The 14,099-nt window shown below is 59.9% G+C and carries 3 protein-coding genes; 2 read left to right on the forward strand and 1 reads right to left on the reverse strand.

Annotated elements, in window-relative coordinates:
- Positions 1 to 9: 9 nt before the first annotated feature.
- Complete coding sequence (locus tag C3451_RS18740; protein WP_063139161.1) at positions 10 to 732, reverse strand: SDR family oxidoreductase; 723 nt, start codon at positions 730 to 732, stop codon at positions 10 to 12.
- A gap of 98 nt (positions 733 to 830) precedes the next feature.
- Here C3451_RS18740 and C3451_RS18745 point away from each other — a divergent pair, with 98 nt between their 5' ends.
- Both C3451_RS18745 and C3451_RS18750 read left to right on the forward strand, forming a co-directional pair.
- Positions 831 to 1,748 carry a LysR family transcriptional regulator gene (locus tag C3451_RS18745; protein ID WP_045622892.1) on the forward strand — a complete coding sequence of 306 codons (918 nt, stop codon included), beginning with the start codon at positions 831 to 833 and terminating at the stop codon, positions 1,746 to 1,748.
- An 894-nt stretch (positions 1,749 to 2,642) separates the two neighbouring features.
- On the forward strand, positions 2,643 to 14,066 hold the full coding sequence (locus C3451_RS18750; protein WP_124304378.1) for a BapA/Bap/LapF family large adhesin: 11,424 nt from the start codon (positions 2,643 to 2,645) through the stop codon (positions 14,064 to 14,066).
- Positions 14,067 to 14,099 lie beyond the last annotated feature (33 nt).

Raw genomic sequence — 14,099 nt, forward strand, 5'->3', positions numbered from 1 at the left:
CCCGCTACGTTAGTTTGCAGAGGCCGTAGGTCTGATGGTGATTTCGGTGGTATCGACACTCTCAGGCGCCTCGATGATGTGGCGCACGGCGCGAGCGATATCAGCCGGTTTGAGAGCAATAGCCCGGTACGCATCCATCACCGCCATGGTTTCTTCGTGCGTAATGGTCGAGGCCAGTTCGCTTTCCACTACCCCAGGGTTGACGCAGGTCACACGGATGTTCGAACTTTCCTGGCGTAAACCATCGGAAATGGCCCGTACCGCAAATTTGGTCGCGCAATAGACGGCGGCCGTGGGCACGACGGCCAAGGCACCAATCGAGCCTATATTGACGATCTGCCCCGAGCCCTGGGCTTCCATAATCGGCAAAACAGCACCAATACCCCACAGTACGCCCTTGATATTTACGTCAATGGTGCGCTCCCATTCATCCTGCTTGCCAGCCGAAAGCGGAGAGAGAGGCATAATGCCCGCGTTGTTAATAAGTACGTCAATGCGGCCCCACTTATCCCGTGCTGCCTGAACGAAGGCGGCCATCGACTGGCGGCTGGTAACGTCTAATACCTGAGCCTCTGCCTCCCCTCCTGCGCTGCGGATTTCATCAGCCAGAGCGTGGATGCGATCCAGCCTGCGTGCACCCAGGAACACTTTTGCGCCAGCCTTGCCGAGCTCTCTGGCGATACCTTCTCCGATACCGCTGGAGGCGCCGGTAATTAAGATGACTTTGTTCATGTTTTACTCCTTCAGTTGAGTTCACTGCAATCATAGATACAGACCATTGTTTCTTGTATCCTGCCTTTACTGGACTCACTGGTTAGCAATGTTAAACAATGAAAATCGATCTTAATTTGTTACCGCTTTTTCTGGCGGTCGCCGAAGAACGCAGCTTCAGCGCTGCCGCCGGGCGCCTGGGCATAACCCGTTCCGCTGTCAGCCAGGGAATAAGACGTCTCGAAGATGGGTTTCAGACCCTGCTGGTGATGCGCACCACGCGCTCGGTAAGGCTCACCGAAGCGGGTGAACGGTTGCATAAATCGTTGCTGGGGCCCATCGCCAACATTGAGGCGGCCTTTGACGATGTTATCTCGGACAGCATACCGCGCGGACAGCTCAGGATCGCTGTCACCTCAATTGCGGAAGCGTTTCTTTCGGGCCCACTGCTCGCCTCGTTTACGGCCGCGCATCCTGCGGTATCGCTTGATGTTTTCGTGTCAGATGAGGAATTCGATATCGTGGCAGCGGGCTATGACGCCGGGGTGAGGCTGGGCGAAGTTATCGAAAAAGACATGATCGCTATTCCCCTTACGGGCCAGCAGCGTGAACGGGTGGTGGCTTCACCTTCCTATCTGGCGACACACTGCGCACCGACGCACCCCCGTGAACTGGTCGCTCATCGGTGTATCGGCTGGCGCCCTTCCCCGGACGTTGCCCCCTATCGCTGGGAGTTTGAGGAAGCAGGCGTCCCTTTCGATGTGGCAATTGAACCACAAATCACCACTAACGATCTGCGTCTTATGCTCAGCCTCGCGCTGGCCGGCGGTGGTATAACCTTTGCCACGGAGGACACCTTCACACCGTACATTGAATCAGGACAGCTGGTTTCCTTACTGGATGCGTTTCTTCCATCTTTTCCTGGTTTTTATCTCTATTTTCCCCAGCGCCACAATATGGCCCCCAAGCTCAGAGCCCTGATCGAGCACATCCGCCAGTGGCGACAGCTCCCCGCCACGCAGCCGACACTGCGTTAAATGGTTCCAACCCTGAATGCAGATTTTCCTCAATCTACTGCATCCCTTTGATGAGCATCAACGACAGCACGTCATTACCATGGAAAATGACAACGGACACGATGGGCAGGACTTCACACAAGGATGGAACCTTAAAAATGTACAGACCAATAGTTGTTATCCTCTTTATTCTTTTGACATTAGCTGCCCTCGTGGAAATCGGCATAATTTCTTTAGGCTAATACCGATAGCCTCTGAAAGGCCACGCTTGCGGCCTTTTATTTATTAAACATGAGAAGAAAATACGTAATTTTTTTGAGTAGCAGAAATTAACCCGCCCGTAAAAATATATTTTATAAATGAGAGAGTTTTAAATATATCATACACCAGATATTTTACCCTAACTTAAACTACAATTAAGCAGCAATTAAACCTAACCAAAATTAGATATTTATCGCATATTATAATTATTAATATCGCCCCACCAGCACCGTTTTAAGGGTTGCACCTTTTACGCCGAAACCCTTTATCCACGCGCCCTCATAGCTAACGAAATATATTCACGCTATCAATTAATCTCCCCTGCAATAGCCGCATTGGGTTTACGAACACTTAATTTGCGTATTCAGACATTTATAGCTATATCATTTTTATAACGAAATAATTTAATACCTGCACAAATAATAAGGCTTATAAATCGCAAACATATAAATAAACAACTATTTCCTGTGTAAATAATTAGCTTTGCCCTGAGGTTGCCACTTTTAATCCTGGCGGGCATCGGTCGCGCTAAACAAAGTAACGGTAAATCCTGTTTATTAAACAGTATTTTCGCCGGGAGCGCGTTCATCCCTTCAGAAACGATGGCTTTGTTTGACACGCCGTAACCAATCACTCTGCTGGAGTAATAACTGTATGAGCCAAATATCTGTTATATCTAAATTAACTGGCGTGGAAACGACCACGGAAGGGACACAGATAACACTCGATCACTCCTCAATCGTTAAGCTTAACGTGGATCGAGCCAACATCGCAGATTACTCCCGCAGCGGAAACGATCTGGTGATTACCCTCAATTCGGGCGAAGTGATTACCCTCAAGAATTTCTACGTTACTGATGCGCAGGGCGTAAGCCAGCTGGTGCTTGAAGAGAGTGACGGAGCGCTGTGGTGGATTGAAGATCCAACCGGTGCCGCGACCTATGAATCCATCGCCTCCACTGATGCATTACTGGCGGCGTCAGGGAGTGATGCTGGTGGCGCCGCTGCGTGGCCCTGGGTGCTGGGTGGCCTGGCCGCCGCAGGTGGGATTGCTATTGCGGCGGGAACCGGCGGTGGAGGTGGCGGAGATGACGATAACAACAACCCGAATCCCGGTAATCCGGGAAATCCTTCCGAACCTGATACTACGCCTCCGAATGCTCCCACTAATCTTCAGGTCTCACCTGACGGCAAAACCGTAACAGGTACGGCTGAACCGGGCAGCACGATTACCCTTAAAGATGCCGATGGCAACACCATTGGAACGGGCAAGGTCGGCAGCGACGGCAAATTTACTATCGATCTCGGTACGCCGCTCACCAACGGGGAGCAGATCACCGCCACGGCCACCGACCCGTCCGGCAATACCAGCCAGGGTGGTCAGGTCACAGCACCGGATCTCACCGCGCCGGATGCACCTGCCAATCTGGAGGTTTCGCCTGACGGCAAAACCGTGTCCGGTACGGCTGAGCCGGGCAGCACCGTGACACTGAAAGATGCCGATGGCAACACCATCGGAACGGGCAAGGCTGGCAGCGACGGGAAATTTACTATCGATCTCGGCACGCCGCTCACCAACGGGGAGCAGATCACCGCCACCGCCACCGATCCGTCCGGCAATACCAGCCCGGGCGTTCACGTCACGGCACCGGATTCAACCGCGCCGGCTGCCCCCGAGATTGTCACCGTCAATGATAACGTGGGCACCGAGGCGGGCCCGCTGAGCAACGGACAACGCACGGACGATGCACGCCCGACGTTCAGTGGCATCAGTGAAGCTGGCACCGTTATTACCTTCTATGACAACGGCAAGCCGATCGGCACCGCCACGGCCGATGCTACCGGGAAATGGAGCTTTACCCCGTCGACCAACCTGTCTGAAGGAAACCACGCCATTACCACCACCGCGACCGATGCGGCAGGCAATACCAGCCCGGCGTCCACGGCGGTGACCCTCGTGGTGGATACGGTCGCACCAGGCGCCCCGGCCATCACCGGCATGACCGACGACGTTGCGCCCAATACCGGCGTGCTCGGAAGCGGAAGCACCACTAACGATCCGCGCCCGCAGCTCACCGGCACGGCGGAAGCGGGCTCTACGGTCACCATCTATGATAACGGCATTGCCATTGGCACAGCGGTTGTAGGCAGCAACGGAAGCTGGAGCTTTACGCCGTCGGTTAACCTGAGCGAAGGCAGCCACCAGCTTACCGTACGCGCCACCGACATCGCCGGTAACACCGGTCCGGCCTCGCCGGCCTTTACCGTAACGGTGGATGTCACCACCCCGCCGGTGCCGACAGGATTTATCGTTAACGATGACACCGGAGGGCTGAAAGGCACGATTACCGCCGGGCAGTTTACCGACGAGTCGCAGCCCCGCCTGACGGGCCGAGGAGAACCAGGCAGCACGATTACGGTTTACGATAACGGCGTTGCGATTGGCAGCACAACGGTTCTGCCGAACGGTACCTGGAGCATCACGCCGACAACGCCGCTGGCAGAGGGTGCACATTCGATTACCCTGCGCGAAACCGATGCGGCAGGCAACCAGAGCGGCCTGTCTCAGCCGATCAACTTTACCGTCGATCTTACGCCGCCAGACATGCCGGAGGCGACGCTCAATTCGACAGGCACGCAAATCACCGGTACTGCCGAGCCGGGCAGCAAAATTGTCATCACCAACAACGCCGGGGTGCAAATCGGGACCGCCACTGCCGACAGCAACGGCAACTACGTCGCCGACCTGAACCCTGCACAAGTGAACGGCGAGATCATCTCCGTGGTCGCCTCCGATGCCGCAGGCAACCAGAGTTCCCCGGCGCTGGTTAACGCAGCGGACATCACCGCGCCTGCCGCACCGGGTAACCTGGTGGTGGCGGAAGACGGGGCAAGCGTCAGCGGAACCGCCGAGCCAAACAGCACGATTATTATTAAAGCGCCGGACGGTACGATTATCGGCCAGGCCACCGCCGGTCCGGACGGCACCTTTACCATCCCGATTTCGCCAGCCCAGACCAACGGCGAAGCCCTTGAAGTGACGGCCACCGACGGCAGCGGCAACACCAGTCCGTCCGGCTTTGCCGACGCGCCAGACAGCACGCCACCGCTGGCACCGGAAAACGTGGTGATCTCTGCCGACGGCACCACGGTAACCGGTACAGCCGAGCCGGGCAGCACCGTCACCATTCGTGAAAATGGCGTTAAGGTCGGGGAAGCGGTCGCCGACGATCAGGGTAATTTCAGCGTTGATCTGATCCCGCCGAAAGCCAACGGCGAAGCCCTGACCGCAGATGCCACCGATACCGCCGGAAACACCGGCCCGACCGCGCCGTTTGACGCGCCGGACATCACCGCGGCACAAACCCCGGTCATCACAGGCGTGGAGGATGATGCGCTCGACGTCACCGGTCCTGTCAGCCAGAACGGTCTCACCAACGACAAAACCCCGACCATCAACGGAACGGGCGAGCCCGGCACAACGATCACCCTCTACAGCGGCACCACTGAAATCGGCACTGCGGTGGTTGGGCCTGACGGCCAGTGGTCCATTACGCTGGAAACGGATCTTCCCGACGGCGGGCACGTGCTGACGGCGACGGCGGTTGACGCCAACAATAACCTCAGCGGGACATCGAACACCTGGAGCATCACGGTGGATACCGCCGCGCCGGGCGCTCCAGCCATTACGCAGGTCATTGATGACGTACCGGGCCGCACGGGGCCGCTCGACAACAACCAAATCACCAACGACACGCTCCCGACGCTGAACGGTACCGGCGAGCCGGGCTCCACCGTGACGATCCGCCTGGACGGACAGGATATTGGTACTGCCATTGTGAACAACGGTGGCGCATGGACCTTCACGCCCACTACCGCATTAGGGAACGGGCAGCATACGTTCACCGTCGTCGCGAGCGATGCGGCCGGCAACACCAGCGCATCATCACCCGGCTTTACCTTTACCGTCGATACCACTCCGCCACCGGCGGCCACCCTTGACACCGTCTCCGATAACATCGGCACTGTGCAGGTTCCGCTTAACAGCGGGGATACTACCGATGACACGCTGCCGCAGCTGCAGGGAACCGCACCGGAAGGCACCACCATCACTATCTATGACGGGACCACCCTGCTCGGCACGGCCGTGCTTGACGGCAGCGGCGGCTGGAGCTTTACGCCAATCACGCCGCTGACGGACGGCCCGCATTCGCTGACGGTCCACGCGACGGATGAGGCGGGTAATACCACCATCTCGCCACCGTTTGAGCTGGCGATCGACACGACCGCGCCTGCAACGCCGGATATTCCTGAGATCACCGTGAACCCGGACGGCGCCACACCGGGGACGGCTCTGAATCCTGGGGAGACCACCCGCGATACCACACCAACCCTGAGCGGCTCGGGCACGCCGGGAGATACCGTAAGCATTTACGATGGCGCAACCAAAATAGGTGAAGCCGAGATCGATGGCGACGGTAACTGGAGCTGGACACCGGAAGATCCGCTCCCTGACGGCACCTACGATCTCTCCCTGACGGTGACTAATCAGGACAGCGCCGGGAACGAAAGCGCACCGTCCACGCCAGTGACCATTACCATTGATACCGACGCGCCGGGCCAGCCGGGGATCCCGACGGTGACAGACAGCGTAAGCCAGATCACCGGGCCAGTGGACAACGGCGGAACCACCAACGATCCGCGCCCGGTACTGAGCGGCACCGGTACGCCGAATGACGTCATTACCATCTATGACCAGGTGGGTACAGGCGAGCCGCAGGCCGTGGGCAGCGTCACGGTGGACGGTAGCGGTAACTGGAGCTGGCGTCCTGAGAGCAACATTGGCGAAGGGACGCACCAATACACGGCGACCGCCACCGATGAAGCCGGCAATGAATCTCTGCCATCAACCGGTATCACGATAACGGTCGACACCCTCGCCCCGGATACCCCGCTCATCGGTTCCATTGGCGGCGCTCAGAATGGAGGCTCAACCAACGATAACACACCTGTCATTGGCGGAGGCGGCACGACCGGCGAAACGGTGATTATCTACAACAACGGCGTGGAAGTGGATCGCGTTGAAATCGCCAATGGCGAGTGGTCATACACCCTGCCGACACAAACCGATGGCCCGCTGAATATCACCGTCGCCGCGGTGGACGACGCGGGTAACCTGAGCCCGGTCAGCCCGGTCTTTAGCGTGACGGTCGATACGCAGGCACCGACCGTGCCGCAAATTGACGCCGTCTCTGACAGCCAACTGACCAACAGCGTGCTTTACACCCGCGACGGTACCCCAACCCTCACCGGGATTGGCGAGCCGGGTTCGAGCGTAACCGTTTCTGTAGATGGCACGCCGTCTCCGGTGGTCGTGGTGGTTCAGCCGAACGGGACATGGTCCTGGACAGCCGACCCCGCGCTTGCGGAAGGGCCGCATACCTTCTCGGTTGCCGCAAGTGACGCGGCGGGGAATACCTCCGCCAGCTCCGGCGATCTCAGCGTGACGGTGGATACGCTGCTTCCTGCAACGCCAACCAATATCACCATTGCCGCAGAGGGCACGCCACTGACCGGTACGGCAGATGACGGAACCACGGTGACGGTGCGTGACGCCGGCGGCAATATCATCGGGACCGGGGTCGCGACGGGAGGCATCTTCTCCATCGCCCTCTCCCCGGCCCAACTGGATCCCGCGACGCTGACGCTGTTCGCCACGGACGCCGCAGGTAATGCAAGCCCGACAACCACCTTTGACGTACCGGACTCCCCGCTTATTCTGCCAGCGGTGCCGGTGATTACGGCAATCAACGATGATGCCGATCCCGTCACTGGCGATGTGAAAGACAAAACCACCAATGACACCACGCCTACCCTTACCGGCACCGCCGATCCGGGTAGCGTCATCACCATTTATCTGGATGGGGCGCTGGTTCCGCTGACCGAAATTGTTGCGGATACAGACGGCAACTGGAGCTATACGCCTCTACTGCCGCTCGCGGAAGGCCCACACACCTTCGCCGTCACCGCCACGAATACCGGCACCGGCGCGACCAGCGGGCAGTCGCCGATCGCGACCGTCACCGTCGACCTCACCGATCCGACCGCACCAGCCATCGGTGCGGTGACCGATGACGTAGGCCCGGTCACCGGCCCAATCGCTGACGGGCAGAGCACCAACGACAACCGTCCTACCCTGACCGGAACAGGCACGGCCGGGGACACCATTACGGTGTACGATGACGGCGACCCGCTGGGCACCGTTGTTGTCGGTCCGACCGGCAGCTGGAGCTACACGCCGCCTGCGCTGGACGACGGCAGCCACACCCTGACCGTGACCGCCACCGACCCGGCAGGCAATGAGAGCGCCCCGTCGGCCGGGATCACCATCGTTGTCGACACCGTCTCTACCACGCCGGTAATTACCAGCGTGACGGATAACGCAGGGAATGCGGCAACGCCTGTCCCAAGCGGCGATCCAACCAACGACACTACGCCAACCCTGACCGGTAGCGCCGAGCCGAACAGCGTCGTCGCCATTTTTGATGGCGCTACGCAAATTGGTACGGTGGCAGCAGACGGCACCGGTGCCTGGACATTTACTCCTGAAACCGCCCTCGGCGAAGGGACGCATGACTTTACTGTCAGAGCGACGGATCCGCAGGGCAACGTCAGCCAGCCGTCCAACGCCTGGAGCGTCGAAATCGATCTGACTGCGCCACAGGTGCCGACGATCGTTACGGTCAGCGACAATGCCCCGGGAGGCACAACCGGCCCGCTTACCGCCGGGCAGGTGACCAATGACACCACGCCAACCCTCAGCGGCTCCGGCCAGGCGGGTACCATCATTCACGTGCTGAATAACGGCGTGGAGATTGGCACCACCACGGTCGACGGCAGCGGCAACTGGACCTTTACGCCGGATCCGGTACTGACTGACGGGACGTATAACCTGCGCGTTAACGCCAGCGATGATGTCGGAAACGTCTCCGCCAACTCGCCAGTGTTCGCCTTTACGGTGGATACCGCCGGGCCTGCGGCCCCGGTGGTTACCACGGTAATAGACGATGTCAGCCCGGGAACGGGAACCCTCGCCAGCGACGGCTCCACGAACGACACCCGTCCAACCTTCAACGGTACGGGGGAAGTGGGCGCAACGGTACACGTTATTGTCGATGATGTGGAAATCGGCACGGCGGTCGTCAACGCCCAGGGTAACTGGACCTTCACGCCGACCACCGAACTGGGCGAAGGGCCGCACGTTATTACCTTCAACGCCACCGATGCCGCAGGCAATACCGGGGTCACCTCACCACCGTTCAACCTGACGGTGGATACCTCGGTGCCTGAGGCACCGGTCTTTACCCCGGCCACTGACGATGCTGGTACCGTGCTGGGCCCGGTCGCCTCGGGACAAAGCACAGACGACACCACGCCAACACTGAACGGCACCGCGGCGGCCAACGCGACCATCACCATTTATGAAAGTGGCCGTGAAGTGGGTACCGCCGTGGCGGACGCAAACGGCGTATGGAGCTTTACCACCGGTACGCTGGCAAACGGCAGCCACACCTGGACCGCCACGGTAACCGATGCCGCGGGCAACGTCAGCCCTGCCTCACCAGGCTTTACGCTGGTGGTAGATACGGCTGCGCCTGTCGCGCCGGTTATCACCCAGGCGATTGACGACGTTGGCACCATCACCGGGGCAATAGGTTCCGGCCAGACCACCAACGATCCTCTCCCGCGTCTGGTGGGGACCAGCGAGCCGCTGGCCACCGTGAATATTTATGAGGGCACCACGCTGGTGGGCACCGGTACTGCCGATGCCGATGGCAACTGGACCGTCGATATCACCGTGCCGCTGGACAGTGGGTCACACACCTTTACCGCAGAAGCAACGGATCAGGCGGGTAACACCAGCACGTCGTCCGCCGACTTCAGCCTGACCATTGACACCACACCGCCAGCGCTGCCGGTGCTGACCAGCATCACCGACGATGTCGGTAACGCCGCTGCGCCTGTCGCCAACGGCGGGTTAACCAACGACGCGCGGCCAACGCTCACCGGTACGGCAGAAGCCGGCGCGACGGTCACCATCTTTGATAATGGGGTACAGATTGGCACCGCAGTCGCCACCGGCGGCGCGTGGAGCTTTACGCCTTCCACCCCGCTGGCTGACGGGTCGCATAATCTGACCTTCTCCGCCACCGACGCGGTGGGCAACGCCAGCGCGCAGACCGGCGGTTACACCATTAATGTGGATGCCACCGCCCCTGTCGTACCGGCAATCACCTCGATTGAGGATGATGTGGGGACCGTCACCGGACCTGTTACTGGCACCAACCCAACCAACGACACCCGTCCGACCTTAAACGGTACGGCAGAAGCCAATGCCACCGTACGTATTTACGACGGCACGACGCTGGTGGGGACTGTCACTGCCGATGCCAACGGCAACTGGACGCTGCCGCAAACCAGCACCACGCTGACGGAAGGCGCGCATAACTTCACCGCAACCGCCACCGATGCCGCGGGCAATACCAGCGTGGCTTCACCGATTATCACGATTAACGTTGACCTGACGCCGCCACCAGCCCCAACCGGGCTGGCGGTGATCACCAACGGGACGCAGGTCACCGGTACAGCAGAAGCGGGAAGCACCGTCACCATCACCAGCAGCACCGGAACCGTGCTTGGAACGGCCGTCGCGGACGGTAGCGGAAGCTTCAGCGCCACCATCACCCCTGCACAGACCGCCGGTGAATCCCTGATCGTCTTTGCTACCGATAAGGCCGGTAACGCGGGTATCACCACCTCCGTGATTGCCCCGATCACCACAATCCCGAACGCGCCTGTTATCGCCAATATTGACGATAATGTTGGCACGGTGACGGGCAACCTGACCAACGGGAATACCACCGATGACACCACGCCAACCCTGAGCGGCACGGCGCAGCCGAACACGACCATCACCCTCTATAACAACGGGGTGCTGATGGGCACGGTCACCGCGAATGCCAGCGGCAACTGGAGCTTCACCACGCCGGTGCTGAGCGAAGGCCCGCATGCCTTCACCGCCACGGCGAGCAACGGCTCGGGCACCAGCCCGATTTCCACGTCGACCACCGTCATTGTCGATCTCACTGCGCCAACGGCTCCAACCGGGACCTTCAACGCAGACGGCAGCGTACTGACCGGTAGCGCTGAAGCGGGCAGCACCGTCACCATCCGCCTGGCGGATAATTCAACGGTCACCGCCACGGCGGACAGCAACGGTTCCTGGAGCTACACCTTCCTCAATAAACAGACGGAAGGTCAGACGCTGCAAATCACCGCCACCGATGCGGCAGGCAACGTTTCGCTGCCCGGCTCAGCCCTTGCGCCGGTGGTGCCGCTCTCTGCCAGCACCAACGCTGAAGAACTGGCGCTCACGACCACCGCCACGGTGACCAACTCGCAGTACAGCGACTATGGTTTCCTGCTGGTAGGCGCCTTAGGTAACGTGCTGACGCTGCTCGGCAACGATACCGCGCAGGTAGGTTTCACCGTCGGCAACGGCGGCAGTGCGGATATTGCCGTGAACGCCAACGCCACGGGTGCCGTTCTTTCCCTGCTCAATACCCTTGAGCTGGTGGTACAGCGCTTCGACGCCGCCAATAATACCTGGACTACCGTGGTCGATACCGGGCAGCCGCAGTTCGCTGACCTGTTGACCCTCGGCGCGACGGGGGTGTCGCTGAACCTGACCGGGCTGGCGAATGGTCAGTATCGCGTCCTGAGCTACAACACTAACCTGCTGGCAACCGGCTCTTACACCAGCCTCGATGTGGCGGTGAAAGAGACCAGCGCAGGCACCGTGTCCGGCGAGACCAGCGTTGTCGGGAACGTCATCACTGACGTGGATCCAACCGCAGGCAGCGACAACGCCCCGGCGGGCACCACCGTCACTACGGTCACCAACGCCCAGGGCACCACCACCAGCGTTACGGCTGACGGCACGGTGATTCAGGGGCAATACGGCACGCTGACCATCAACCTGGACGGCAGCTATACCTATAACCTGACCAACACCAGCGCCGCCGTCATTGGCCGCACGGAGAACTTTACCTACACCATCACCCATAACGGCACCAGCGCCTCGGCAAATCTGGTTCTGTCGCTGGGCGAAGGCACTACCAGCAGCGGGATCGTGGCCGTGGACGATACCGCCTCGCTGACCTTCGACACCACCGTGGAGGCGATCAACAACGGCACCTCGTCGCAGGGCGGCTTTACCCTGGTGGGGATCAACCTTGGCAATACCCTGGGGCTGAACCTGCTGGACGATCTGGCCAACCCGATCATCTATAACGTGGAAGAAGGCACCACCCGCACCATGACCGTTCAGGCCTCCGTGGGCGGCGTCGCGCTGGCCTCGGTGTTCGACCTCTACATCTATAAGTTCAACAATGCGACGCAGACCTTCGAGCAGATGCGCGTTGAACCCGGCTGGCTGCGCGCGCCGCTGCTGGGCGGCACTTCCCCGCAGCTGACGTTGAACCTGCCCGCTGGCGAGTACCTGTTCCTGCTCAATACGGCGGCGGGGATCACCGCGCTGACGGCCTACACGCTGAACGTCTTGCAGGATCATGTCTACAGCGTGGCAAGCGTGAGCGAGAGCACGACCGGGGATGTGCTGGCGGATGATATTGCGCCAGCAGGTTCCGTGGTCTCCGACGTTAACGGCGTGGCGGTGAACAGCAGCGGCCTGACGGAGATCACCGGCGAGTACGGTACGCTGCGGATCAACGCAGCCGGGGAGTACACTTACACCCTGGACAGCGGAGTCGGCGCTGACAGCATCAGCACCCCAGATACCTTCGTCTACACCATCACCGCGCCGAACGGCTCGAAAGACACGGCATCGCTGAACATCACCCCGACCGCGCAGCCAATGGACGCGGTGAACGATGTCAGCACGGCGATGGACGTGAACTCGGTGCACCGCACCGCCGCATACTCGGATACCACCGTCGGGTCGGCGAGCTGGAACGCCGCGCTGCTTGCCTCAACCCAGGGCAGCGGAAGCGGGACCTTCGTGGTGGATCCTAATACTGCACTGCATAACGTGGTTCTGTCGTTTAACGTCGCCTCGCTGCTGACCCTTACCGGGTTAACGGTCGACTGGACACTGACCAACGGCACCACCACCCTCAGATCCGGCTCATTTAACGGCGGGCTGCTGCTGGGCGGCAGGGCGACGATCAACCTGACGGGCCTCGATCTGGAAGCGGGAACCTATACGCTGAACTATACCGGCAGAATGGGACCGCTGGGGGTGGGAAATATCACCGTTACCCCAAGCGTCACCGGGACCAGCTACTCCCTGTCGCAGTTTGACGCCACGGGCACCCACACCGTTGACGGCAATATCTTCGACGGCACCGGCTCCGCGGGCGCGATGGACCAGCTGCACTCGGTCGATACCCGTCTCAGCATTACCGGCTACGACGGCGTAACCACCACGCTGGATCCTTACACCGGCAGCACGCAGGTAAACATCACGGGCCACTACGGCACGCTGGCGATTGCCGCAGACGGCAGTTACACCTACACACTCAACCCGGGGATATCGTTCTCTACCATCACCAGCAAGGAGGTCTTTAACTACACCCTGACCGACGCCAACGGCACCCGGGATACCGCCTCGCTGACCATCAATATGGCACCGAAATTTGTCAGTTCGGAACATAACGATGTGATTAGTGGCACGGCCTACGGCGACACGCTGATTTATCAGGTGTTGAACACTACGGCGGGTAACGCCACCGCAGGTAACAGCACGGGTGACCACTGGACGAACTTCTCCCTATCGCAGGGAGACAAGATCGACATTGGCGATCTGCTGGTGGGCTGGAACGGTAGCGCGTCGACGCTGGGGAACTATGTCTCTGTTTCACAAAGCGGTAACAATACTGTGATCTCCATCGACCGTGACGGCACGGGAGCCGCCTACACTAAATCTACGCTCGTTACGCTGGACAACGTTCAGACCACCTACGACGAGCTTGTAAACCAGCAACACATCATTACTTGATAGCACCTGCAAGAAATGACCCGGGCGCGCACA

It is taken from the genome of Enterobacter sp. 301B, assembly GCF_003850715.1.
Lineage (GTDB): Bacteria > Pseudomonadota > Gammaproteobacteria > Enterobacterales > Enterobacteriaceae > Enterobacter > Enterobacter intestinihominis.

Bases quoted from the DNA above. Each gene is read 5' to 3' on its own strand.
- C3451_RS18740 (WP_063139161.1), bottom strand. From the start codon at position 732: ATGAACAAAGTCATCTTAATTACCGGCGCCTCCAGCGGTATCGGAGAA.
- C3451_RS18745 (WP_045622892.1), top strand. From the start codon at position 831: ATGAAAATCGATCTTAATTTGTTACCGCTTTTTCTGGCGGTCGCCGAA.
- C3451_RS18750 (WP_124304378.1), top strand. From the start codon at position 2,643: ATGAGCCAAATATCTGTTATATCTAAATTAACTGGCGTGGAAACGACC.